The following is a 22,672-nucleotide window of genomic DNA, read 5'->3' as shown; positions in this document are numbered from 1 at the left end:
CCGCGCCGACAGGTCCGTGCGCGGCATGGCAACATCCAGTGAAACTGTCATACCCACACTATAGACAAGCGCTTCTTTGTGTGACAAGTGGGCACTTGTCTAACGATCAACGTCCCTGGTCAGTACACCTAGAACAGGGTCGGGGCGGCCGCGATCGACCACGACGCACGGTGGTGTCCGGAAAGACCGTGCTCTTCGATGGCCGCGCGGTGTTCCGCGCTCGCGTACCCCTTGTTGCGAGCCCATCCGTAGACCGGCGCCTCGGCGTCCAGCTCACTCATGTGCTCGTCGCGCGCCACCTTCGCGATGACGGATGCTGCCGACGCCGACGCGCAGTCACGGTCGGCCTTGACGATGGGCAGGACGCCGCGACCCACCGGCGCGACCGGGGTGATGTAGTCGTGGTTCCCGTCGAGGACCACCAGGGCATCGCCGATGTCGACACCCTGCACGCGGAGCTCCTCGATGGCGCGCGCGGCGGCAAGGCCCAGGGCCCGGATGATCCCGACCTCGTCCACTTCCGCCGCCGACGCCCACCCCACCGCGTGGGCGGGCACCCAGGCCCGGACGCGTTCCGCCATCCCTGCTCGGCGCGGTTCGACGATGAGCTTCGAGTCCCGCAGTCCCGCCGGCACGCGACGCCGGCTGAACGCGGCGTCCGCGGCGACCGCGCCGACCGCGACGGGCCCCGCCAGCGCGCCCCGGCCGACCTCGTCGCACGCGATCACGAGGGGATGCTCCCGGAGCAGTCGACGCTCGAGCGACAGCGTCGGCGCGACCACGGCCATCACGGCGCCGGCACCCCGCGGAACACGTCGTGGTGCGAATCGATGAGACCGAACCGGTCGAACGGCCACGTGATGAGGAACGCCCGCCCGACGATGTTGTCCATCGGAACGAATCCCTGCCCCGGCTGCTCCTGCTGGTACCGCGAGTCCTGCGAGTTGTCGCGGTTGTCGCCGAGCACCCAGATCGAGCCCTCCGGCACCGTGACGTCGTAGTCGAACTCGTCGGGAGCCGACTGGTTCGGACCGAGGTCCAGGTAGGGCGTCTCGTCGATGGGCACGTCGTTGACGGTGACCTGCCCGAGCGCGTTGCAGCACACCACATGATCGCCGGGCAGACCGATGATGCGTTTGATGAGGTGGTCGTCGCTGTCGGACGCCGTGAGCCCGACGAGGGATCCCAGCCAGTCCAGCGCCGCCGTCAACGGAGGCTGCGCCGGCTCGTACGTCGTCGGGAGCCACCCGCCGGGGTCCCGGAAGACGACGACGTCGCCGCGTTCGTACCCGGTGAACCGCGGCGTCAACTCGTCGACGAGGATGCGGTCGCCCTTCAGCAGCGTGCGCTCCATCGAGCCGGACGGGATGTAGAACGACCGCACCAGGAAGGTCTTGACGAGGAAGGACACGAGGACGGCCACCAGGAGGATCACCAGGACGTCCCGGATGAACGGCCACGGTCCGCGTCGGGGACGGGAATCGGAGTCGCTGCCGAGCGTCGGGGACGGGGAATCGGTGGTCATGCTGTCCTTCACCGGTGCCGGGGTTCGGCGACCATCCACCAGCGTCGCACATCATGTGAACGCCGAGCACCGAAACACCCGGGAACGACGGATGCCCCGGGACTCGGTCCCGGGGCATCCAGTGGAGAACGCGATCAGTTGTCGCGCTTCTCCTTGATCTTGGCCTTCTTGCCACGCAGCTCGCGCAGGTAGTAGAGCTTCGCGCGACGCACGTCACCGCGGGTGACGACCTCGATGTGGTCGATCACCGGGCTGTGCACCGGGAAGGTGCGCTCGACGCCCACCTGGAAGCTGATCTTGCGGACCGTGAAGGTCTCACGGACGCCGTCGCCGGAGCGGCCGATGACGACACCCTGGAACACCTGGATGCGCGAACGGTTGCCTTCGGTGATGTTGACGTGCACCTTCACGGTGTCGCCGGCGTTGAAGACGGGGATGTCGGAGCGCAGCGAGGCTGCGTCGACGGAGTCGAGGATCTGCATGATCGTCACTTCCTGCGACCGCCTCAGGTCGACCGCGAGAGTAAGAGAGAAAAGGATGTGGCGCCCGTCGGAGCCGACTGGGCTCCGAACTCCCCCGAGGCAGAGAACTGTCAGGGCACAAAGGGTCATTCTGCCATGGATGCCGACGGCCGCCAAACCGCGGCGCGGCCTCACACGAGCGGGTCGCGCTTCTCCTCGACGACGACCACGCTCTCGGCTGTCCGAGCGGGCGCGGTGTACCTGCGCAGGATGACGGAGGGCCGTGTCTCCTGGAACAGCTGTCGCAGCGAGAGCCAGAACACGGCGAGGAAGACGACGATCGCCGCGATGAGGAGAGGCCAGAACCACGCCTCCGAGAAGAAGCCCACCGCGATGGTCAGGACGTGCCAGAGACCGACGCCGCCGACGTCCCACCAGGAGACCGCGCGCGTGTGCCGGACCGTGCCGCGGGAACGGATCAGGAGCGTCAGGACGAGCTGGCCGATGAGGACGGAGGGGATCGCGACGACCAGCACCCAGGCGAGCGCCCAGCCACCGGCATCCGACACGATCCATCCGATGATCAGCCACAGGGGCAGGATGACCGCGCTCGGCAGGAGCCAGAAGAAGAATCCACGACGCAGGGGCATCCTCCGATGCTACGCCGCCGGGCAGCCGCGGCGACCGCCGTCAGCTGATCACTCCCTGAGCAGGTCCGGGCGCCGTAGGCGGGTCCGCTCCACCTGCTGATCCCGCCGCCACTGCGCGACCCGCCCGTGGTGTCCACTGAGCAGCACGTCGGGAACGTCGTAGCCGCGCCACGATGCCGGCTTCGTGTAGGAGGGGTACTCGAGGAGGCCGTCCTCGTGCGACTCCTCGACGAGGCTCTCCGGGTTGCCGACGACGCCCGGGACGAGGCGTCCGACGGCCTCGATCATGGCCATCGCCGCGACTTCCCCGCCGTTCAGGACGTAGTCCCCCAGGCTCACGAGCCGCACGCGGCCGATGGTCGCGGCGTAGGCGAAGACGCGCTCGTCGATGCCTTCGTACCGCCCGCACCCGAAGACGATGTGCGGTTCGGTGCTCCACTCGCGCGCCACGGACTGGGTGAAGCGCTCCCCCGCCGGCGACGGGAAGACGAAGAGCGGTCCGGATGCGGCATCCGTCACCGTCTCGTGGGAGCCGGCGACGATCGCGTCGAGGGCCTGCGCCCACGGCTCGGGCTTCATGACCATCCCGGCGCCGCCGCCGTAGGGCGTGTCGTCGACGGTGCGGTGCCGGTCGGTCGTGTGGTCGCGGAGGTCGTGGACGCGGATGTCGAGCAATCCCGCGCCCCGAGCGCGCCCCAGCAGCGACACTTCGAGGACGTCGAAGAAGGCGGGGAAGATCGTGACGACGTCGATGCGCACGTCAGGACCCGGCGTCGGCCTCGTCGCCGGCCTCCGGACGAGGCTCGTCGTCACCGGGGAGGTCTTCGAACAACCCGGCGGGAGGAGTGACGACGAGACGACCGGCGCTCATGTCCACTTCGGGCACGATGGCCTTGACGAAGGGGACGAGCACCTCGCGGTCGTCCGCGGCAAGCTGGACACCCAGCAGATCCTGCGCCGGGAAGTGGTCGACCCGCGTCACGCGTCCGACGACCTCACCGTCGCGCACGACGTCGAGCCCCACGAGCTGGTGGTCGTACCAGGCGTCGTCCTCGACGACCGGCGCAGCGGCATCCTGGTCGATCCACAGGATGGCGCGGACGATGGATTCCGCGGCGGTGCGGTCGTCGATCCCGTCCAGGAAGACGACCGGGTGCGAGTTCATCCACTTGAACTCGCGGACCGTCACCGTCTTTCCGTGCCAGGGCGAGGACTCCGGCACTTGCAGGGTGAACTCCGCACCCGGGACGAACCGTCCGTCGGGGTCGTCGGTGTAGAGCTCGAGTTTGAGGGCGCCCTTCAGACCGTGCGCCTTGACGAGGCGCCCGACGCGGAGCTGCGTGCGAGCCGACTTCGCCGACACGTCAGTCGTCCGCGACGTCGACGCGGACGCGCGTACCGTCGGCCAGAGCGGAGATGAGGGTACGCAGGGCTTTCGCCGTGCGTCCGCCGCGCCCGATCACACGACCCCGGTCGTCGGGGTGCACACGCACCTCCAGCACCTCGCCGCGGGGCGACGAGCTGGAGGCGATGGTGACGTCGTCCGGGTGATCGACGATCCCCTTGACGATGTGTTCGAGCGCGGCGGCCAGCAAGGTCTTACTCGGACTCGGTCGCGTCGTCGGCGGCCTCGGCGTCGGCGGCGGGCGCCTCGGCCTTCTTCTCCGCCTTCGGCTTGATGACCGACTTCTTGGACGAGTCGAGCTCGAACGGCGCCTTGGGCTCCGCCGTCTTCACGGTGGAGACGGCGTCCTTGTCGCCCTTGAACTTGCCCCAGTCGCCCGTGAGCTTGAGGATGGCGGCGACCTGCTCGGTCGGCTGCGCACCGACGGAGAGCCAGTACTGCGCGCGCTCCGAGTCGACCTCGATGAACGAGGGCTGCTCGGTCGGGTGGTACTTGCCGATCTCCTCGATCACGCGGCCGTCGCGCTTGGTGCGCGAGTCGGCGACGACGATGCGGTAGTACGGCGCACGGATCTTGCCCATGCGCTTCAGACGGATCTTGACAGCCACAATTCTCCTGAATGGTGTTGCGAGTGATGATGAACGTCGCCTGGAGCGTGGGGTGCACACCCGGCGGGAGCTCTGCGGTGGACCTCCGAGCCGGATAGAGGGTCGGGCAAGGCGGTCCAACCGTCCATTCTGCCAGATGCGGAGGGATGCCGCGAACCGCCGGACGCGCGTGACACACTGGCCCCATGCCGGTGACCTTCGCCACATCCGCTCGTTCGACCGTCGGGATCGAGTGGGAGATCATGCTGGCCGACCGGACCACCGGCGATCTGGTCCCGGAGGCGCCCGCGATCCTCGACCAGATCGAGGAGCAGACCCGTCACGAGCGTCACACCGTCACCGGTGAACTGCTCACCAACACGATCGAGGTCACCAGCGGCGTGGGCGACACGGTGGCCGCAGCCGTGGACGACATCGCCGATGCGATCGCCCTGGTCCGCACCGTCACCGATCCCCGCGACATCGAGCTCCTGTGCGCGGGCAGCCACCCCTTCGCCCGGTGGTACGACCAGCAGGTGACCGATAAGACCCGGTACCACAAGCTCATCGAGCGTACCCAGTGGTGGGGGCGCAACATGATGATCTGGGGCATCCACGTGCACGTCGGGGTCGAAGACGTCGCGAAGGTCTTCCCCATGATCAACGCCCTCTCCGCCTACCTCCCCCACCTGCAGGCCCTGTCCGCTTCCAGCCCGTTCTGGGCAGGCGACCGCACGGGCTACGCATCCAACCGCGCCCTCGTCTTCCAGCAGCTCCCGACCGCGGGGCTGCCCTGGCCTCTCGAGTCCTGGGCGGAGTACGAGGCCTACCTCGCGGACATGGAGCGGACCGGCGTCATGGCGGACTCCACCGAGGTCCGCTGGGACATCCGACCGGCGCCGCGGTGGGGCACGATCGAGATCCGCGCCTGCGACGGGATGTCGACGCTCCCCGAGCTCGCCGCCGTCGCCGCCCTGGTCCAGGTGCTGGCCGAGCATTTCTCGCGCATGCTCGACGAGGGTCGCCCGCTCCCCACCATCCAGCCGTGGTTCGTCCGCGAGAACAAGTGGCGTGCGGCGCGCTACGGGCTGGATGCCGACGTCATCGTCGACCGCGCGGGCCGGCAGCGTCCCGTCGCCGACCATCTGCGCGAGGTGACCGAGGCCCTCGCGCCGCTCGCCGCGGAGCTCCACTGCGCGAAGGAGTTCGCGGGGGTCACGCAGATCCTCGACCAGGGCGCCAGCTACGCGCGTCAGACCCGCGTGGCCGATGCCGCCGACGGAGACCTGCGCGAGGTGGTCCACCATCTCATCCGCGAGTTCCGGGGCGGCCCCACGCTGCGCGAGGTCGTCTCGGTCGGCTGAGCTCTCAGCCCTTGCCGAAGAGCTTCTGGATCTCGGCCAGGTCCGCCTCGCTCGGCTGCGGCGCGCCGCCGAGGCCGAAGCCCGAGCCCGAGGGTGCGGTGTTCGCCGCCGCGAGGCCCGCGTTCTCGGCCGCGCGCTTGGCGGGGTTGCCCGACCTCGACCCGCCGCTGCTCTTCTGCTTCTTGCCACGCTTGCTCGATGCGCCCGGTTTGCCGCCGATCGCACCCATCCCGGGCATGGAGGGCACCCCGCCCCGCGCCACGGTCTTCATCATCTTGGCGGCCTGATCGAAGCGCTGCACGAGTTGGTTGACGTCGGTGACCGTCATCCCCGAGCCGCGCGCGATGCGGAGCCGCCGGGATCCGTTCAGGATCTTGGGGTTCCGGCGCTCGACGGGGGTCATGGACCGGATGATCGCCTCGGTGCGATCGATCTCGCGCTCGTCGAAGCTCTCGATCTGCTGCTTCATCTGGCCCATGCCGGGCAGCATCCCCAGCATCTTCTTCATCGAGCCCATCTTGCGGACCTGCTGCAGCTGCTCGAGGAAGTCCTCGAGGGTGAACTGCTCGGTCGCGAGCTTCTGCGCGACGCGCTGTGCTTCCTCCTCGTCGAACGCCTGCTGCGCCTGCTCGATGAGGGTGAGGATGTCACCGAGGTCGAGGATGCGGCTCGCCATCCGGTCGGGGTGGAAAGCCTCCAGGTCGTCGAGGCCTTCACCGGTCGACGCGAAGATGATGGGGCGGCCGGTGACCGACGCCACCGACAGCGCCGCACCGCCGCGGGCGTCGCCGTCGAGCTTCGACAGCACGACGCCGGTGAAGTCGACGCCGTCCTGGAACGCCTTCGCCGTGTTCACGGCGTCCTGTCCGATCATCGCGTCGATGACGAAGAGCACCTCGTCGGGATCGGTCGCCTTGCGGATGTTCGCGGCCTGCTTCATCAGCTCCGCGTCCACGCCCAGGCGTCCCGCGGTGTCGATGATGACGGTGTCGTACTGCTGGCGGCGCGCGTACTCGACGCCGTCACGGGCGACCTTCACCGGGTCGCCGACCCCGTTGCCGGGCTCGGGCGCGTAGATGGCGGCACCTGCGCGCTCGGCCACCACGGTCAGCTGGTTGACGGCGTTCGGACGCTGCAGGTCGCAGGCGACGAGGAGCGGAGTGTGACCGTCCTTCTCGAGCTGCTTCGCCAGCTTCCCGGCGAACGTCGTCTTACCGGAGCCCTGCAGGCCGGCGAGCATGATGACGGTGGGGGGCTGCTTCGCGAACTGCAGTCGCCGCTGCTGGCCGCCCAGGATGGCGACGAGCTCCTCGTTCACGATCTGGACGACCTGCTGCGCCGGATTGAGGGCGCGGTTCACCTCGTCACCGAGGGCGCGCTCGCGCACCTTGCCGGTGAAGTCCTTGACGACCTGGAGCGCCACGTCAGCGTCGAGGAGCGCGCGACGGATCTCGCGCACGGTCCCGTCGATGTCGGCGGGCGAGAGCTTGCCCTTCGTGCGGAGGTTGCGGAAGGTCTCGGTGAGACGATCGGAGAGCGTGCCGAAGGTAGCCATGATGGCTCGAGTTTAGTCGAGACCCGCCGACGCGCCGGCGAGGGACGCAAGCGTGGCCGCGGCCACCGCCAGAGCGCGGGCGAGCTCGTCAGGCAGGGACGATCTGCCGGCGCCCGAGCGGGCCCATCCGTCGATGGCGATCATGACGGCTGCAGCGTGGGCGGCCCCCGCGATCTCGGCGGCGACGGGTGGTGCCCCGAGCGCGGACCAGGATGCCGAAAGAGCCCGGGCGATCCGCGCCTGACGGACGGCGGCTCCCCGCTCGATCTCGTCCTGGACACCCATCGCCTCGGCGTGGACGAGCGCGAGGGCGAGGCTATCCGGCGCGAAGCCGTCGCAGAGCTCGATGAGCCCGGCGACGGGTTCGGACAGCGGCACCCGTGCGTGCAACCGGTCGATCCGACGGTCGAGCGAGGACCACAGGATCGCTTCCTTCGAGTCGAAGTAGTTGAAGAAGCTGGATCTGCTCACGCCCGCGCGGACGGAGATGTCGGTGACGGATGTCGCGTCGTACCCGCGCTCGAGGAAGAGCTCGCACGCCGCCTCGGAGAGCACCTCCCGAGAGGATGCGCGTGGTCGGCCGGTCGTCATGCGAGGAGCCTATCGTCGCGTATTGTTGCACGCAGTCCAAAAAACAGGAGATGGCCTCGTGATCGAGATCCGCACCGTAGGGATGGCCCCCGACCTCGTCCCGTATCGACAGGGCTGGGACCTCCAGCGCACCCTGCACGCCGACATCGTCGCGGGCACCCGCCCCGACACGCTGCTCCTCCTCGAACACGAAGCCGTCTACACGGCGGGCGCGCGTACGGCACGGCACGAGCGGCCGGTCGACGGAACGCCCGTCGTAGACGTCGACCGCGGCGGCAAGATCACCTGGCACGGTCCCGGACAACTCGTGGGCTACCCGCTCGTCCGACTTGCGGAACCCGTCGACGTCGTCGCGCACGTCCGCCGGCTGGAGGACCTGCTCATCGAGGTCATCCGGACCGTCGGTGTCGCGGGTGAGCGCGTCGACGGACGCAGTGGCGTCTGGGTCGAACGAGCGGGGTCGCTCGAGAAGGTGGCGGCGATCGGGGTCCGGGTGCAGCGCGGAGTCACGATGCACGGCTTCGCGCTGAACTGCGACAACTCCCTCGAACCGTTCCGCAGCATCATCCCCTGCGGGATCGCGGATGCCGGGGTGACGACCCTCAGCCAGGTCACCGGTCGCGACATCTCCCCCGTCGACGTCCTCCCCGCCGTCGTCGCGGCGTTCACGCGTGAGCACGGAGCGGAGGTCGCCGCATGAGCGCGAACACCGCACCCGAAGGCCGCCGGATGCTCCGGCTGGAGGTCCGCAACGCCGAGACCCCGATCGAGCGCAAGCCGGAATGGATCCGCACGAAGGCGAAGATGGGTCCCGAGTACCGGGAGCTGCAGGGACTCGTGAAGGACGAGGGACTCCACACCGTCTGTCAGGAGGCCGGCTGTCCCAACATCTTCGAGTGCTGGGAGGACCGGGAGGCCACGTTCCTCATCGGCGGCTCGCAGTGCACGAGGCGATGCGACTTCTGCCAGATCGACACGGGCAAACCGGCCGACTACGACACCGACGAGCCACGCCGTGTCGCCGAGAGCGTCACCCGCATGCGCCTGCGGTATGCGACCGTGACGTGCGTTGCGCGCGACGACCTGCCCGACGGCGGCGCGTGGCTCAATGCGGAGACCGTCCGCCGCATCCACGCCGACAACCCCGGTACGGGTGTGGAGCTCCTCGCCACGGACTTCAACGGTGACCCTGAGCTCCTGGACGTCGTGTTCGCGTCGCGCCCCGAGGTCTTCGCGCACAACGTCGAGACCGTGCCCCGCATCTTCAAGCGGATCCGACCGGCGTTCCGGTACGAGAGGTCGCTGGGCGTCCTCACCCGCGCGCGGGACGCAGGACTCATCACGAAGTCGAATCTGATCCTCGGGATGGGCGAGGAACGCGACGAGGTGGAGGACGCACTGCGCGACCTGCATGCCGCCGGTACCGACATCATCACCCTCACGCAGTACCTCCGCCCCACGCCGCGTCACCTTCCCGTGGCGCGGTGGGTCACGCCGCAGGAGTTCGTCGAACTGCGCGCGCTCGCCGAGTCCATCGGGTTCCTCGGGGTCCTGGCCGGACCGCTCGTGCGCTCGTCGTACCGCGCCGGGCGGCTCTGGGCGCGCTCGATGCGGTCGAAGGGTCGCGAGATCCCGGCGGCGCTGGCGCACCTCGCCGACGAGGCCGACGCCGAGGGATTCGCCCAGGCGGTCTGACGCCTCCTCCCCAGGTCGGGGGAGGCCGCATCCCTCCTCCACCTGGCACGGACGGGATCGCGCGCGGCGCGACGCTTCCTACCTTCGGGATGCCGGATGCACCGGCCTCACCGAAGGAGACACATGCGTACTTCACTTCCGCTCGCGACCGCTCTCGGCGCGGCCATGGCGCTCGCCGCCCTGCTCCCCCACACGGCCTCCGCGCCGACCACGCACGATGTGCCCGAGCCCGCGCCTGACACCGTGGTGTCCGTGACCGGTGACGCCGCGAACGGGTTCGAGATCGGGTACTACGACGGATCCGCCGAGTACCCCCCGACCGACTCCGAAGCGCTCGCCGAGTGCAGTGAATACGACACCCGCGTCGAGCGGGTGCGATGCCGCACCGAGGTGAAGACCTGGTACCGGGACCTCGCTACCCTGCGGGACGCGATCGACTGGGCGCACGCGTCGCGCGGCTGACCGCCCGGTGACGCAGACCGTTCAGTCGGCGCTGGTCACCGACTGGACGGCGCCCGAGACGTCGAGGTTGACCAGGAGGACGTCGTCGGTCGAGTCAGGGTCGAGGGCGTACTCCAGCACTGCGAAAGGGTCCTTGCCCCCGTGCTCGTCGGCGAGGATCGTCATGCTCATCAGCTGCAGGGAGCGGATGACGTCCATGTGGGTGTCACCCGAGACGTCGACGAGCAGGTCCTCGATGTCCTCGCCCAGCATCTCCTGCTGCTGGAGGATGAACTCCGTGACCTCGCTCGTGCGATCGTCCAGCTCGGAGACCATCGCGTTCCGGGCACGCAGATCGATGGTCTCCAACGCCGCGATCATGGCAGCCGCGACGTCGAGGGCGTCGATCGAGACGTCGTCTTGGTCGGGCGCGGTGAGGTCGACGGTCACCCGCTGATCACCGAAGTCCACGACCTCCGACCAGAAGATCGACCCGTCGGGTCCGGACTCGAGAAGTCCGAAGTAGTCGTGCTCGATCGCCATGCATCAATGAAACCAGCCTTGACGGTCGCGCGCGACCGCCTGGGTCAATCGACGAGGGCGGATGCGAAGACGTGGGGCGTGAAACCGGTCAGATCGCCGATCCCCTCACCCTGGCCGAGGAGCTTGACCGGGATGCCGGTGCGCTCCTGGACCGCGAGCACGAACCCGCCGCGGGCCGAGCCGTCGAGCTTCGTCAGGACGAGCCCCGTCACTCCGGCGTGCTCGAGGAACGCCTCGGCCTGCATGACCCCGTTCTGGCCGGTGGTGGCATCGAGCACGAGGAGGACCTCACTGATGGGCGCCTGCTTCTCTATGACCCGGCGGATCTTGGTCAACTCGTCCATGAGGCCGCCCTTGGTGTGCAGGCGGCCGGCCGTGTCCACGAGGACGATCTCGGTCCCGGTGCGGATCGCGTGCTCGATCGTCTGGAAGGCGACGGATGCCGGGTCCTGCCCCTCGTGCTGCGGGCGGACGATCGCTGCTCCCCCGCGCTCGGCCCACGTCGCGAGCTGATCCACCGCGGCCGCGCGGAAAGTATCGGCCGCGCCCACCACCACCGTCCGCCCGAAGCGCTTGAGGTAGCTCGCGAACTTCCCGATCGTCGTCGTCTTGCCGACCCCGTTGACCCCGACCACGAGCACCACCGCGGGGCGCTCCGTCAGCCGGAGGGTCGTGTCGAACTTCGCGAAGTGCTCCTCGAGCGTCTCGCGCAGCATCCGTTGCAGGTCCTTGGGATCCGTCGTGCGATACCGCTCGACCTTCTCGCGAAGCTCGTCGACGATGCGTTCGGTGATATCGGGCCCGAAGTCGGCGGTGAGCAACGCGGTCTCGAGGTCCTCCCACGTGTTCTCATCGATCGTCGGCTTGACGAACATGCCGCGCAGCGCGCGACCGAGGGACCAGGAGCTCTCCGCCATGCACCCAGGCTAGTTGACCGTGTCAGCCCTTCTCGCAGGCGATGCCGTCCTTGTCGCGGTCCATCTTCTTGTTGGCGTTGTAGAGCGCCGTCGAGACGTAGGGCTTGACGGTGAACAGCTTCTTCTTGCCGCTGACCGTGTTGTGGGTCACCCCCGCCCGGGCGACACCGCCCTTGTAGGTCTTGTTGAGCGCCGTGCAGTTCTTGAACGTCTTGATCGGCGGCTTCGCGGCCGGGACGATCGCCCGCACCTGTGACGCCGCGGCCGTCGGCGCGGCCGCGGCCGCAGTCACCGTCACCGGCGCTGCGACGAGCGCCGCCGCCAGCATCGTCGCCACCGCACTCCGCCGCAGCGTCCCCGCGTGCACCGAGATCCTCATCCCCACCCCTTGTGTCGTATCGGCGACGACGACACCGTCCCCGCTGCGCACACGCTAGCGCACGCCCGCTGCGCTCAGACGCCCGCCCGCTCGCGCACGCGCTGTCCCACGACGGCGGACACGCCGTCCTGACGCATCGACACGCCGTACAGGGCGTCCGCGATCTCCATCGTCCGCTTCTGATGCGTGATGACGATCAGCTGGCTCGATTCGCGCAGCTGCTCGAACACGCCGAGCAAGCGACCGAGGTTCGCGTCGTCGAGGGCGGCCTCGACCTCGTCGAGGATGTAGAAGGGGCTCGGCCGCGCCTTGAAGATCGCCGTCAGGAGCGCGACCGCCGCGAGGGACCTCTCCCCACCCGAAAGGAGCGACAGCCGCTCGATCTTCTTGCCCACGGGTCGGACGGCGACGTCGATCCCGGTCGTGAGCGGGTCGTCGGGGTCGGTGAGCGAGATGGAGCCCGTGCCCCCGGGGAAGAGGATCGGGAACACCTCCCCGAAGGCGACCTTGGTGTCCTCGAAGGCCGCGAGGAAGATCGTCTGCATCCGCTCGTCGAGCTCCTCGATGATCGTCAGCAGATCCGTCCGGGTGCGGACGAGGTCGTCCAGCTGCTCGGTCAGGAATGCGTGACGCTGCTCGAGCGCGGCGAACTCCTCCAGGGCAAGAGGATTCACGCGACCCAACTGCGCCAGCTTGCGCTCCGCATCCTGCAATCTGCGCATCTGCGCCGAGCGGTCGAACGGCGACGCCTCGCCCTCCTCCGCTCCCGGGACGGGGGCGTCGGGACCATATTCCGCGAGGAGAATATCCTCGGAGAGGCCGAGCTCGGACTGCACCCGGTCGAGGAGGCTCTGCACATGCAGCCGCTTCTCGTGCATCTGCAGCTCGAGGCCGTGCACTGACTCGGTGAGGCGATTCAGCCTCTCGCGAGCCGCCGCATCCTCCTTCCGGAGCTCGGCCAACTCGGCCGTCAGCGCCGTCCGCGTCTGCTCCGCGCGTTCCAGCTCGACCCGCGCCTGCGCCGTCGACCGGTCGATCGAGTCGAGGACGGGCGGCAGCGCACCGACGACCTCGGATGCGATCGCCCGCTGCGCGCGTCGGATCACGGCTCGACGGGCGGCCGCTTCGGCGGCTGCGCGCTCCTTCTCGCGTTGACGTTCGAGTTGCATCACGCGGCTCTCGGCGGCACGCACCCGTTCCCGGAGCGTTTCGACGTCGAGGCGTGTGTCCATCTCGCGCGCCCGAGCCGACTCGAGCGCATCGAGCAGACCGTCCCGGGCGGACGCATCCAGGATCGGACGCGGCATCTCCTCGGCGGCGCTGAAGGCCTCCGTCGCGGCCCGTGCCGCGTTCTCGGCATCCCGGGCCGCCGACTCGGCCTGAGCGAGGCCGGCGCGTAGCCGGTCGCACTCGGCCACCGCGGATTCCAGACGCACGGTCGCACGGTTGAGCTGTTCCGCGTGGGCCGCGAGAGCGGAGTCGTGCTCGCGCAGCGCGGCGAGAGCGTCACGGGTACGCTGGCGCGCCGCATCCCAGGCAGCCTGCGCGTCGGTCAGCGCTTCACGCAGGGTATCCGCGACCACCGTCACCTCGTCGAGACGGACACGGGCCGCGTCACGCTCGGCGGCGAGCTCGAGACGCGAGCGCGACTGCCCGGAACCGGCACGGATCGTGCTCGGCGTCACGGTCTCGCCCGCGCGCGTCACCACCACGACGCTGTGCCCCGCGTCGGCGGCCGACACGGCGGCGGCGTGGGCCGCATCCAGATCCTCCGCGATCGCGACACCCGCGAGGACGGCGCGGAGGCCCGCCGGCGCCTCGACGACGTCGACCGCCCAGGTCACCCCCGCTCCGAGGGGCGTCCTGCGAGGAGCCGCAGGACCGTCGGCCAAGGCGACGTCGATCGAACCCAGATCGTGCTCGCGCACCGTCGCGATGACCGCGCGTGCGGCCTCGAAGTCGTCGACGAGGACCCCCTCGGCGAGGGCGCCGAGTGCTGCGGCGATCGCCGCTTCATAGCCGGCCGAGACGCGGATCGCATCGCTGACGATGCCACGGATGCCGTCGCCACCCCGATCGACGACCGCCGCCGCGGCGTTGCGGATGTCGAGGGCGCGGCCGAGAGCCGCTGTCTCCGCCAGCAGCGACTCGCGCTCCCGCTCCGCCGCGTGCAACCGGTCGCGTATCGACCCCACCTCGGATTCGGCATCGGATGCCTCGCGCTGCGCGCGCTCGTACGCGGCCGAGTACTCCACCGCGGCGTCCGCAGGACCCTCGGTCGCCGGTTCGATCGCCGCCAGCGCGCCTTCCGCGTCGGCGCGACGCTCCTCGGCTGCATCGAGGGCGCGCTGCTGCCTCTCCACCGCCAGCCGAAGCGCCTCCGCCTTCGACCCGGCTGCCTCGGCTCGTCCTCTCAGTGAGGCGAGCCGCATGTCGTGCTCGGAGACCAGCGCACTCTGCGCGGCGATGTCGGTGTCGAGCGCATCGAGCTCGGCGCGCGCCCGGATGACGTCGCGCGCGGCGGCGGCGGCGGCATCCTGCGCGGCACCGAGACCCGACGCGATCTCGTCGATCTCCCGACGTGCGTCGTCGATGACGGCCTGGGTGACGGTGGTCCCGGTGTCCGGCTGGTCGCCGTCGTCGTCGAGCAGCGACAGACGCTGGCCGGCGAGCGAGTAGAGCCCGCGCAGTCGCTCCTGGACACGGCCGAGTTCGAACGTGACGGCGCGCGCCCGATCGACCGCCTCGGCGCGCTGATCGTTCTCGAGCTCGTCGATGCGGCGACGCAAGGCGTCGGCGCGGTCCTGCAGGACCAGCCGCTCGGCGTGACGCTCGTGCTCGGCTCGGGCGTGATCCGCCAGCTCCGCTCGGAGGCGCGACATCTCATCGGCGTAGAGGCGCGCCTTCGCGTCGCGCACGACGGCGGCGATCGTGGCCGCCTCGCGCGCGACTTCGGCCTGCTTGCCGAGCGGCTTCAACTGACGCCGCAGCTCGCCGGCCAGGTCGCTCAGCCGAGTGAGGTTCGCCTCCATCGCCTCGAGCTTGCGGAGAGTCTTCTCTTTGCGGCGACGGTGTTTGAGGATGCCGGCGGCCTCCTCGATGAAGCCGCGCCGATCCTCGGGACTCGCCTGCAGGACGGTGTCGAGTCGCCCCTGACCCACGATGACGTGCATCTCGCGCCCGAGCCCGGAATCGCTCAGCAACTCCTGGACGTCGAGGAGCCGACAGGTCTCGCCGTTGATGGCGTACTCGCTCGACCCGTTGCGGAACAGGGTCCGGCTGATCGTGACCTCGCTGTACTCGATCGGCAGCGCGCCGTCGGCGTTGTCGATCGTCAGCTGCACCTCCGCGCGGCCGAGGGGACCTCGTGTCGCCGTCCCGGCGAAGATGACGTCCTCCATCTTGCCGCCGCGGAGGGTCTTCGCCCCTTGCTCGCCCATCACCCAGGCGAGGGCGTCGACGACGTTCGACTTGCCCGATCCGTTGGGACCGACGATGCACGTGACGCCGGGCTCGAGGGCGAAGGTCGTCGGCTGCGCGAAGGATTTGAACCCCTTGAGCGTCACGCTCTTCAGGTGCATGCGGGTCCTCCGGGGTCGTCGTCCCGTCCACGCTAGCGGACGATTCCCGTTTCCCTCTTGACGCCGCGCGCGGGCCGGGTCTAGTGTCAGTGCTCGCGTCAGAAGTCTGAGAAAGGAGGTCCCCTGACATGATCATCGAAATGACACCCACCGGAATCGCGTCCACCGCGTTCCCGTGCGCGCTGGGGACCGTCTCCTTCGGCGCCGCGGTGGCAGACCGCATCCGTTCCGGCCGCTGACAGCCGTCACGGATCCCGTCTTCGGACGGTGAACTCTCCCACGCCCTGAGGGCGGACTCCGTCCGTCCCCTCCCGGATGCCGGGCCTCGTTGCCCGTGCGTCCCGCGTCCTCTCGTGCTGCGGCACGATCCTCCGCCGTGCTCCGCGGCATCCATCCCTTCCGAAATGAGATCACTCATGTCCACCCGCACCGCGCCGCAGCGCACCTCGGCGGTCCTCGCCGCGCTGCAGCATCCCACCTCGACGGGCACCTCCGCCCGTCAGACGTTCCTCGACCGGATCGCCCTGCGACTGGCCGTCGCGCTGCTCCTGTGGAGCACGCGCCCCGGCCCGGATCGCGAGGCCGTCCATGCCCGCCGTGCCCAGCGTCTCGCTCGCGAGGCGCGGGAAGCCGAGTGGGAACGCCGTCGTGCGCTCCTCGCTCCGCGTCGATGACACCCCCGGGGGGCCGCGACCCGTTCGCGGCCCCCTCCTCTCAGAAACGAGTCCCTCATGACCGCGTCAGTCCCCTTCGAACTGCGCCCCCTCGTCGTACCGGCCACCGTCGATGCCTCGGATGCCGCCGATTTCGTCGCCATGGTCGACGTCCGGAACGAGATCTACCGCGAGATCAGCGACAACGACGATGAAGCCGTGACACCGGCCCAACTGCTCCCCCACTTTCAACCCGACCCGGACAACGACAAGCGCAGCTGGATCGTTCTGGTCGAGGACCAGGTGGTGGGGCGCGTCATCGTCGACCTCCCCGCCGAGGAGGGGTCGCAGGTCGCCTACTGGACCGTCGAACTCCTCGAGCGGGTTCAGGGCAGGGGCATCGGCGGCGCGCTGTACGCCGTCGTCGAGGGCGCCGCCCGTGACGCGGGGCGCACCGTCCTGCAGGCATGGGCCGAGCACCCCGAGCCCGACGCCGGTGCGACCTCGGAACGCCTGGCCGCGCCGACGGGCTACGGGGAGATCCCGCTGGACCGTCCCGCGCGCTACTTCCGACGCCACGGGTACACGCTCGAACAGGTCGACCGGAAGAGCGTGCTCGAGATCGAACCCGCACTGCCGACCGTACGAGACCTCCTCGCCGACGCCCGATCGCATGCCGACGGTTACCGCGTGGAGCAGTGGATGCTCCCGACTCCCGAGGCCTACCGCGAGAGCTTCGCCTGGGCGAAGTCGCGGATGTCGACGGACGCCCCGGCGGCGGGGCTCGAGATCGACGAGGAGACCTGGGACGTCGAGCGCCTCGCGCGCCACGACGCCCGCTTCGTCGACGGCGGACAGACGGTGCTCGTCACGGTGGCCGTCCATGAGGCGACCGGCACGGTCGTCGCGTTCAACGAGCTCTGCTCCGGCGTCGACCCGACCGCGGCGACGCAGCAGATGGACACCCTCGTGCTCCGTGAGCATCGGGGGCATCGCCTCGGGCAGCTGGTGAAGTGCGCGGGCATCCTCCGGTGGCGCGAGGTCATGCCCCGGTCCTCCCGCATCGTCACCTGGAACGCCGAGGAGAATCGTCCGATGCTCAGCATCAACGAGACGATCGGCTTCGAGCCGGCGGCGTACATCGGCGCCTGGAAGAAGGTCCTCGATTAATCAGCGTCGCTGACACCGCGGGCAGTAGTGGCTCGATCGGTTGGTGAAGCTCACCCGCACGATCGGCGTGCCGCAGCGCGCGCAGGGCTGACCCGTCCGCCCGTAGGCGTTCAGGGAATGGGCGAAGTATCCCGCCTGTCCGTTGACGTTCACGTACTGCGCGTCGAAGCTCGTCCCGCCCTCGGCGAGGGCCCGGTCCAGCACGGCCCGGACCTCGCCGAGCAGGCGGGTGACGGCGCGCGTCGGGAGCTCGTTCGCGGGGCGTTCCGGATGCAGCCGCGCGGCCCACAGCGCCTCGTCGGCGTAGATATTCCCGATTCCGCTGACGACGGTCTGATCGAGCAGGGCACGCTTCACTGCGGAGCGCGTCCGACCGAGCGCAGCGCGGAACGCGCGGTCGTCGAAGGCGGGATCGAGCGCATCCCGGGCGATGTGCGCCACCTGCGTGGGGACGAGCGAGATATCGCTCCCCCGTCCTGCCGGGGCACCGTCGAGGGTGCGCTCGAGCCGATCGATCGCCAGGGAGCCGAAGGTCCGCTGGTCCACGAAGACCATCGCGATCTCACCGTGGGTCGGATGCCGCACATCGAAGCGGATCCGCTCGTGGCGGAGTGTCGGTGTGCCGGGCTCGCGCAGCAGCATCTGCCCGCTCATCCCGAGGTGACCGACGATGGCCTCGGCCGGTTCCGCACCGGCATCCGCCAGCGGCATCCAGAGGAACTTGCCGCGGCGGACCACGGCGTCCACGCGCCGACCCGTCAGCCGCGCTTCGAAGTCGGGTGCGTCGCCCGGGTGACGGGTGAGGGACCGGGCGTCCAGAACGGTGACGGCGTCGAGGCGAGCGCCGGCGAGAGCGGGGACGAGACCGGCGCGCACGACCTCGACTTCGGGCAGTTCGGGCACGGGGACTCAGGCCCGCGCGGAGAGTTCGCGCCAGACCGAGAGCGCTGCCGCCATCTCAGCCTGCTTCTTGCTCGAACCGCCGCCGGTCCGCGAGACCTCGCCGACGGCCACCGTCGCCGTGAACACCCGGTGGTGATCGGGTCCCGCCGCCTCGACGCTGTACGTCGGTGCCGCATAGCCCAGGCGCGCGGCGAGTTCCTGCAGGCTTGTCTTCGGGTCCATCGCGGCGCCGTACCGCTCGGGGTCCGCCATCAACGGGGACACCAGGCGCAGGACGAGGGCGGTCGCCGCTTCGATTCCGGCGGACAGGTAGGCGGCCCCGATGAGCGCCTCGGTGGTGTCGGCGAGGATCGAATCCTTGTCGCGCCCGCCGGTCTGGTCCTCGCCCCGGCCGAGCCGCAGGTGCGCACCGAGGCCCATGCCGCGGGCGACTTCCGCGAGAGCGACGGTCGAGACGACGCTCGCCCGCCGCTTGGCGAGGGATCCCTCATCCAGGTCGGGGTGCGTCCGATAGAGGTGGACGGTGACGGCCATGCCGAGGATCGAGTCGCCGAGGAACTCGAGACGCTCGTTGTGCGCGATACCGCCGTGCTCGTACGCGTACGAACGATGTGTCAACGCAAGCGACACAAGCTCGGGGTCGATCTCGACCCCGAGCTTGTGTGTGAGCACCGAGTGATCGGTGGCGGCGTCCGTCACGACGCGACGATCAGATGTCGGCGACCTTGCGGCCCTTGTACTCGAGGAACAGCTCCGTACCCTGCGAGTCGGTGACGACCTTCGCCTGGTGGGGACGGCTGTAGACGACCTTGCCGTTCTCGATGGTCTTGACGAGCGTGGGGGCCTCGGCCTTCCACTGCGCGCGGCGCGAACGGGTGTTGGAGCGGGAGACCTTCCGCTTCGGGGGGTTACCTGCCATGGTCAGCTCTTCTCTGTGTCGTCGGCGTCGGGGCGCGTGGCCTCGTCGTCGTGGTCTGGGGTTCGGGCCGACAAGGCGGCCAGCGCATTCCAGCGCGGGTCGATCTGAGTCTCCGGGACCGGTGCTCCGGTCAGCCTCTCGCCCGTGGACGGATCTAGTCCGGGGCAATCCGGCTGACACACCGGCTGGAACGGAAGCGACAGGACGATCGCATCCCTGACAGGAGTTTCAAGATCCACGTGGTCGTCTTGAACCTCGAAGTCAGTCGCTTCATCCCCAGAATACCCGAAGAGCTCCTGAAACTCGACTTCGAGGGGGTGTGTCAGGTCCACGAGGCAACGGCTGCACTGGCCGTCGTAGGTCGTGGCGATCTCGGCAGTGACCAGGATGCCCTCGTGCACCGACTCGAGACGGACGTCGACCTCGACCTCTCCCCCCGCGCGGACGAAGGCGAGGCCCTCTCCCCATTTCTCCGGTGCGGGGACCCGCAGTTCGAACTCGCGCATCTCACCGGGAGCCCGGACGATGTCGCGGACGGGGAGGACGAACGGACCGCTCACACGCTTTCTGACCACGGTCGTCCATCGTACGCGTGCGCGGACGCCGGCGGGCCGGATCAGGCGGGGTGGGCTCCCGTGTCGAGGAATCGCGCGACCGGAGCCGGGACGAACGGGGACACGTCACCGCCGAGCGAGGCCACCTGGCGCACGAGCGAGCTCGAGACGAGCGCGTGCGCGGGATCGGGCAGCAGGAACACGGTCTCCACGTGGGCGAGGTGGCGGTTCACGATCGCCATGGGCGTCTCGTAGGCGACATCCACCTGCGAACGGATCCCCTTCACGAGCACCCCCGCGTCCACGTCCGTCGCGTAATCGACGAGCAGCCCGACGCTCCATGCCGCCACGACGACATCACCCTCGATGTCGCTCTCGGCGATGGACTGCTCGAGCAGCGTCAGTCGCTGCGCGATCGGGAGCATCGCCTCTTTCCCCGGGTTGTGGACCACGAGGACGTGCAGCTGGTCGTAGAGGGCGGCCGCGCGTCGGATCACATCGAGGTGGCCGAGCGTCGGCGGGTCGAAGGAGCCGGGCACGACGGCGATCCGGTTGTTCATATCGACGAGCCTAACGATGCGACACGACGTGGAGCGGGTCAGTTCTTCGCGAGGGCGGCACGCTCGCGGTGACTCACGCGCCCGGAGATGGCCGCAGCGAGGCCCGGGTGGCGATCCAGGGCCGGGTCCTCCGCGAGAAGACGCTCGGCCTCGGCGCGGGCGGTGGCGATCAGATCGGCATCCGCCACGACACGCAGCAGTCGCAGGGACGAGCGGACGCCCGACTGCGCATCGCCCAGCACGTCCCCCTCGCCCCGCAGGTCGAGGTCGACCTCGGCGAGTTCGAAACCGTCCGTCGTCGCCGCGACCGCCCCCACGCGAGCGCGGGCCGGGGTGTAGGGATCGGCCTCGGTGACGAGGATGCAGAGCCCGGGGACCGCACCGCGGCCGACGCGACCGCGGAGCTGGTGCAGCTGGGACACCCCGAAGCGGTCTGCTTCGAGGATGACCATGGTGGACGCGTTGGGGACGTCGACGCCGACCTCGACCACGGTGGTCGCGACGAGCACGTCGATGTCGCCGCGGGCGAACGCCTGCATCACGGCATCCTTCTCATCGGCGGGCATCTTGCCGTGCAGGATCTGGACGCGGATGTCGCGGTAGTCCGGGTGGCTCTCGAGGAGCGCCGCCGCCTGCAGGACGCCCCAGCGGGTGCGGCCGGGCTCGGCCTCCTCGACGGGTTCGTCCTCGTCCGTCTCGGTCGACGCGTCGATCGCCGGACACACGACGAAGGCCTGCCGTCCGAGCCGCACCTCCTCGGCCACGCGCTCCCAGACGCGAGCGAACCAGCCCGGCTTCTCCCCCACCGGCGCGACGAAGGTCGAGATGCCCGCCCGGCCGCCCGGCATCGTCCGGATCGTCGAGACGTCGAGGTCGCCGAACACCGTCATCGCGACGGTGCGAGGGATGGGCGTCGCCGTGAGCACGAGGACGTGCGGGGAACTCCCCTTCGCGCGGAGGGTCTCGCGCTGATCGACGCCGAACCGGTGCTGCTCGTCGACGACGACGAGACCCAGGTCGGCGAACGTCGTCGACTCGCTGAGGAGCGCGTGCGTCCCGACGACGATGCGCGCCTGGCCCGACGCCACCCGCAGGGCGGCGCGACGGCGTTCCGCGGCGGGTTGCTGACCCGTGAGGAGTGTCGGCATCAGTTCCGGTGCGAGCGCGGGTCCGAGCATGCGTGCCATCGAGCGGACGTGCTGCGCCGCCAGCACCTCGGTGGGGGCGATGAGCGCGGACTGGCCGCCCGACTGGGCGACCTGGAGCATGGCGCGGAGCGCGACCAGCGTCTTGCCGGAGCCGACCTCCCCCTGCACGAGCCGGTTCATCGGCCACTCGCCGACGAGGTCCGCCGCGATGCGGTCGCCCACTGTGTGCTGATCGGGGGTGCGCTCGAAGGGCAGCGCGGCATCGAAACGCTCGAGGAGGTCGCCCGCGGGGCGCGCGGTCGCCGACATCATGCGCACGAACTGCCGCTGCTGCAGGAGCGCCGCCTGCAGGACGAACGCCTCGTGCATCCGCAGGGTCTCGCGCGCCGGACCGATCTGGTCGAAGGACTCCGGTGCGTGCATGCGCACGAGCGCCGTCCGGGCATCGAGCAGGCCCTGCGCGGCGCGGAAGGCGTCGGGGAGCGGTTCGGGCACCTCGCCGAGCCCGGTCAGCACCTGGTCGACGCAGCGTTTGACCTGCCAGCTGGAGAACGTGCTCGTGGCCGGGTAGATCGGGATGGGGACGTTGTGCCACGCCTCGGCGCTCAGCCGGGCCGTGCCCTCGTCGTCGAAGAGCTCGTAGTCGGGATGCGTCAGCTGCTTCTGCCCCCGGTACTCCCCCACCTTGCCCGAGAAGATCCCCTGGCGCCCGGCACGCAGGTCCTTCACCCGCCACGACTGCCCGAAGAACGTCAGGGACATCGTGCCGTTGCCGTCGCCGATCAGGACCTCGACGATCTCGCCGCGACGACCGCGCATCTGCCGTGTCGTCGCCGAGAGCACCTCGGCGACGATCGTCACCAGCTCGCCGACCGGGAGTTGGGCGATCGGTGTCAACTGGCCGCGGCTCGCGAAGCGTCGCGGGTAGTGCGCCATCAGGTCGCCCACCGTGGTCATCTGGAACGCTCGACGCAGCCCCTTCGCCAGCGTGTCGCCGACCGCCTCGGCGAGCGGTGTGGCGAGCGAGTACGACGGCATGCCTCGAGTCTAGGAGCGGGCGCGGACGCCGCT

26 protein-coding genes are annotated in these 22,672 nt (G+C 69.7%); 6 read left to right on the top strand and 20 right to left on the bottom strand.

Going from position 1 to position 22,672, the window contains the following annotated elements; all coding sequences use genetic code 11:
• Positions 1–128: 128 nt before the first annotated feature.
• The 8 genes from NH287_RS08120 to rpsP form a co-directional block, all read right to left on the bottom strand.
• On the bottom strand, positions 129–788 hold the full coding sequence (locus NH287_RS08120) for a ribonuclease HII (RefSeq protein WP_253035190.1): 660 nt from the start codon (positions 786–788) through the stop codon (positions 129–131).
• Positions 788–1,525, bottom strand: coding sequence for a signal peptidase I (lepB, locus tag NH287_RS08115; RefSeq protein WP_253035189.1), 738 nt, complete (start codon positions 1,523–1,525; stop codon positions 788–790). Before lepB ends, NH287_RS08120 begins: the two co-directional genes overlap by 1 nt.
• Positions 1,526–1,659: 134 nt before the next feature.
• Positions 1,660–2,007, bottom strand: coding sequence for a 50S ribosomal protein L19 (rplS, locus tag NH287_RS08110; protein WP_064002469.1), 348 nt, complete (start codon positions 2,005–2,007; stop codon positions 1,660–1,662).
• Between the two features lie 170 nt (positions 2,008–2,177).
• The gene (locus NH287_RS08105; protein ID WP_253035188.1) at positions 2,178–2,636 is read right to left on the bottom strand and encodes an MFS transporter permease; all 459 of its coding nucleotides are present in this window, start codon (positions 2,634–2,636) and stop codon (positions 2,178–2,180) included.
• Positions 2,637–2,684: 48 nt separating this feature from the next.
• Positions 2,685–3,395 carry a tRNA (guanosine(37)-N1)-methyltransferase TrmD gene (gene trmD / locus NH287_RS08100; RefSeq protein ID WP_253035187.1) on the bottom strand — a complete coding sequence of 237 codons (711 nt, stop codon included), beginning with the start codon at positions 3,393–3,395 and terminating at the stop codon, positions 2,685–2,687.
• 1 nt (position 3,396) lies between these two features.
• Positions 3,397–3,999, bottom strand: coding sequence for a ribosome maturation factor RimM (rimM, locus tag NH287_RS08095; protein WP_217532025.1), 603 nt, complete (start codon positions 3,997–3,999; stop codon positions 3,397–3,399).
• A 1-nt stretch (position 4,000) separates the two neighbouring features.
• Positions 4,001–4,231 carry an RNA-binding protein gene (locus NH287_RS08090; protein WP_253035186.1) on the bottom strand — a complete coding sequence of 77 codons (231 nt, stop codon included), beginning with the start codon at positions 4,229–4,231 and terminating at the stop codon, positions 4,001–4,003.
• A gap of 4 nt (positions 4,232–4,235) precedes the next feature.
• A complete protein-coding gene (rpsP, locus tag NH287_RS08085; protein WP_064001959.1) occupies positions 4,236–4,649 on the bottom strand; it encodes a 30S ribosomal protein S16 in 414 nt (137 codons plus the stop codon).
• A gap of 185 nt (positions 4,650–4,834) precedes the next feature.
• On the opposite strand from rpsP, the gene NH287_RS08080 reads away from it, so the two are divergent.
• Positions 4,835–5,992, top strand: coding sequence for a glutamate--cysteine ligase (locus NH287_RS08080; protein WP_253035185.1), 1,158 nt, complete (start codon positions 4,835–4,837; stop codon positions 5,990–5,992).
• A 4-nt stretch (positions 5,993–5,996) separates the two neighbouring features.
• On the opposite strand, the gene ffh is transcribed toward NH287_RS08080, so the two are convergent.
• Together ffh and NH287_RS08070 are read right to left on the bottom strand one after the other, a co-directional pair.
• Positions 5,997–7,547: a signal recognition particle protein gene (ffh, locus tag NH287_RS08075; RefSeq protein ID WP_253035184.1), complete on the bottom strand. Its 1,551-nt coding sequence runs from the start codon at positions 7,545–7,547 to the stop codon at positions 5,997–5,999.
• Between the two features lie 12 nt (positions 7,548–7,559).
• Positions 7,560–8,138: a TetR/AcrR family transcriptional regulator gene (locus NH287_RS08070; RefSeq protein WP_217532032.1), complete on the bottom strand. Its 579-nt coding sequence runs from the start codon at positions 8,136–8,138 to the stop codon at positions 7,560–7,562.
• Positions 8,139–8,196: 58 nt separating this feature from the next.
• Between NH287_RS08070 and lipB the strand changes: the two genes are divergently transcribed.
• The 3 genes from lipB to NH287_RS08055 all read left to right on the top strand — a co-directional run bounded on the left by lipB (position 8,197) and on the right by NH287_RS08055 (position 10,295).
• Positions 8,197–8,838: a lipoyl(octanoyl) transferase LipB gene (lipB, locus tag NH287_RS08065; protein ID WP_217532034.1), complete on the top strand. Its 642-nt coding sequence runs from the start codon at positions 8,197–8,199 to the stop codon at positions 8,836–8,838.
• Positions 8,835–9,833 (top strand): lipoyl synthase, encoded by a 999-nt coding sequence (lipA, locus tag NH287_RS08060; RefSeq protein ID WP_253035183.1) that lies wholly within the window; start codon positions 8,835–8,837, stop codon positions 9,831–9,833. The genes lipB and lipA overlap by 4 nt, the downstream gene beginning before the upstream one ends.
• A 123-nt stretch (positions 9,834–9,956) precedes the next feature.
• Complete coding sequence (locus tag NH287_RS08055) at positions 9,957–10,295, top strand: hypothetical protein (RefSeq protein WP_064001953.1); 339 nt, start codon at positions 9,957–9,959, stop codon at positions 10,293–10,295.
• 21 nt (positions 10,296–10,316) lie between these two features.
• Here the strand turns inward: NH287_RS08055 and NH287_RS08050 are convergent, their stop codons facing one another.
• The 4 genes from NH287_RS08050 to smc form a co-directional block, all read right to left on the bottom strand.
• Positions 10,317–10,817, bottom strand: a complete 501-nt coding sequence (locus NH287_RS08050) for a DUF2004 domain-containing protein (RefSeq protein ID WP_064001952.1) — start codon at positions 10,815–10,817, stop codon at positions 10,317–10,319.
• 44 nt (positions 10,818–10,861) lie between these two features.
• Positions 10,862–11,734, bottom strand: a complete 873-nt coding sequence (gene ftsY / locus NH287_RS08045) for a signal recognition particle-docking protein FtsY (protein WP_064001951.1) — start codon at positions 11,732–11,734, stop codon at positions 10,862–10,864.
• Between the two features lie 22 nt (positions 11,735–11,756).
• Positions 11,757–12,113, bottom strand: a complete 357-nt coding sequence (locus tag NH287_RS08040) for an excalibur calcium-binding domain-containing protein (RefSeq protein WP_253035181.1) — start codon at positions 12,111–12,113, stop codon at positions 11,757–11,759.
• A gap of 74 nt (positions 12,114–12,187) precedes the next feature.
• Positions 12,188–15,694, bottom strand: a complete 3,507-nt coding sequence (gene smc / locus NH287_RS08035; RefSeq protein WP_253035180.1) for a chromosome segregation protein SMC — start codon at positions 15,692–15,694, stop codon at positions 12,188–12,190.
• A gap of 416 nt (positions 15,695–16,110) precedes the next feature.
• Between smc and NH287_RS08030 the strand changes: the two genes are divergently transcribed.
• Entirely contained in the window at positions 16,111–16,368 is a 258-nt protein-coding gene (locus tag NH287_RS08030; protein WP_253035179.1) for a hypothetical protein, read from the top strand.
• 57 nt (positions 16,369–16,425) lie between these two features.
• The gene (locus tag NH287_RS08025; RefSeq protein WP_253035178.1) at positions 16,426–17,517 is read left to right on the top strand and encodes a GNAT family N-acetyltransferase; all 1,092 of its coding nucleotides are present in this window, start codon (positions 16,426–16,428) and stop codon (positions 17,515–17,517) included.
• Here NH287_RS08025 and mutM read toward each other — a convergent pair whose 3' ends face one another.
• From mutM to NH287_RS07995, 6 genes are read right to left on the bottom strand one after another with little or no spacing between them, the layout of a single operon-like run.
• Positions 17,518–18,420: a bifunctional DNA-formamidopyrimidine glycosylase/DNA-(apurinic or apyrimidinic site) lyase gene (mutM, locus tag NH287_RS08020; protein WP_253035177.1), complete on the bottom strand. Its 903-nt coding sequence runs from the start codon at positions 18,418–18,420 to the stop codon at positions 17,518–17,520. It abuts the gene before it with no gap.
• A 6-nt stretch (positions 18,421–18,426) separates the two neighbouring features.
• Positions 18,427–19,119 carry a ribonuclease III gene (rnc, locus tag NH287_RS08015; protein WP_253035176.1) on the bottom strand — a complete coding sequence of 231 codons (693 nt, stop codon included), beginning with the start codon at positions 19,117–19,119 and terminating at the stop codon, positions 18,427–18,429.
• A gap of 10 nt (positions 19,120–19,129) precedes the next feature.
• Positions 19,130–19,339 carry a 50S ribosomal protein L32 gene (rpmF, locus tag NH287_RS08010; protein WP_018188062.1) on the bottom strand — a complete coding sequence of 70 codons (210 nt, stop codon included), beginning with the start codon at positions 19,337–19,339 and terminating at the stop codon, positions 19,130–19,132.
• A gap of 2 nt (positions 19,340–19,341) precedes the next feature.
• Entirely contained in the window at positions 19,342–19,899 is a 558-nt protein-coding gene (locus tag NH287_RS08005; protein WP_253035192.1) for a DUF177 domain-containing protein, read from the bottom strand.
• A gap of 56 nt (positions 19,900–19,955) precedes the next feature.
• Positions 19,956–20,453, bottom strand: a complete 498-nt coding sequence (gene coaD, locus NH287_RS08000) for a pantetheine-phosphate adenylyltransferase (RefSeq protein WP_217532052.1) — start codon at positions 20,451–20,453, stop codon at positions 19,956–19,958.
• A gap of 38 nt (positions 20,454–20,491) precedes the next feature.
• The gene (locus tag NH287_RS07995; protein ID WP_253035175.1) at positions 20,492–22,639 is read right to left on the bottom strand and encodes an ATP-dependent DNA helicase RecG; all 2,148 of its coding nucleotides are present in this window, start codon (positions 22,637–22,639) and stop codon (positions 20,492–20,494) included.
• Positions 22,640–22,672 lie beyond the last annotated feature (33 nt).

Source organism: Microbacterium sp. CnD16-F (genome assembly GCF_024124465.1).
Classification (GTDB): Bacteria; Actinomycetota; Actinomycetes; order Actinomycetales; family Microbacteriaceae; genus Microbacterium; species Microbacterium gawkjiense.
Note: the sequence above shows the minus strand (reverse complement) of the source record. Positions and strands in the feature narration are given on the sequence as shown.

Coding starts and splice junctions, on each gene's coding strand:
- NH287_RS08030 (WP_253035179.1), top strand. CDS start 16,111: ATGTCCACCCGCACCGCGCCGCAGCGCACCTCGGCGGTCCTCGCCGCG.
- lipA (WP_253035183.1), top strand. CDS start 8,835: ATGAGCGCGAACACCGCACCCGAAGGCCGCCGGATGCTCCGGCTGGAG.
- NH287_RS08050 (WP_064001952.1), bottom strand. CDS start 10,817: ATGGCGATCGAGCACGACTACTTCGGACTTCTCGAGTCCGGACCCGAC.
- NH287_RS08025 (WP_253035178.1), top strand. CDS start 16,426: ATGACCGCGTCAGTCCCCTTCGAACTGCGCCCCCTCGTCGTACCGGCC.
- rplS (WP_064002469.1), bottom strand. CDS start 2,007: ATGCAGATCCTCGACTCCGTCGACGCAGCCTCGCTGCGCTCCGACATC.
- NH287_RS07995 (WP_253035175.1), bottom strand. CDS start 22,639: ATGCCGTCGTACTCGCTCGCCACACCGCTCGCCGAGGCGGTCGGCGAC.
- smc (WP_253035180.1), bottom strand. CDS start 15,694: ATGCACCTGAAGAGCGTGACGCTCAAGGGGTTCAAATCCTTCGCGCAG.
- rpmF (WP_018188062.1), bottom strand. CDS start 19,339: ATGGCAGGTAACCCCCCGAAGCGGAAGGTCTCCCGCTCCAACACCCGT.
- NH287_RS08120 (WP_253035190.1), bottom strand. CDS start 788: ATGGCCGTGGTCGCGCCGACGCTGTCGCTCGAGCGTCGACTGCTCCGG.
- NH287_RS08055 (WP_064001953.1), top strand. CDS start 9,957: ATGCGTACTTCACTTCCGCTCGCGACCGCTCTCGGCGCGGCCATGGCG.
- NH287_RS08040 (WP_253035181.1), bottom strand. CDS start 12,113: ATGAGGATCTCGGTGCACGCGGGGACGCTGCGGCGGAGTGCGGTGGCG.
- lepB (WP_253035189.1), bottom strand. CDS start 1,525: ATGACCACCGATTCCCCGTCCCCGACGCTCGGCAGCGACTCCGATTCC.
- ftsY (WP_064001951.1), bottom strand. CDS start 11,734: ATGGCGGAGAGCTCCTGGTCCCTCGGTCGCGCGCTGCGCGGCATGTTC.
- NH287_RS08105 (WP_253035188.1), bottom strand. CDS start 2,636: ATGCCCCTGCGTCGTGGATTCTTCTTCTGGCTCCTGCCGAGCGCGGTC.
- NH287_RS08080 (WP_253035185.1), top strand. CDS start 4,835: ATGCCGGTGACCTTCGCCACATCCGCTCGTTCGACCGTCGGGATCGAG.
- NH287_RS08070 (WP_217532032.1), bottom strand. CDS start 8,138: ATGACGACCGGCCGACCACGCGCATCCTCTCGGGAGGTGCTCTCCGAG.
- ffh (WP_253035184.1), bottom strand. CDS start 7,547: ATGGCTACCTTCGGCACGCTCTCCGATCGTCTCACCGAGACCTTCCGC.
- coaD (WP_217532052.1), bottom strand. CDS start 20,453: ATGAACAACCGGATCGCCGTCGTGCCCGGCTCCTTCGACCCGCCGACG.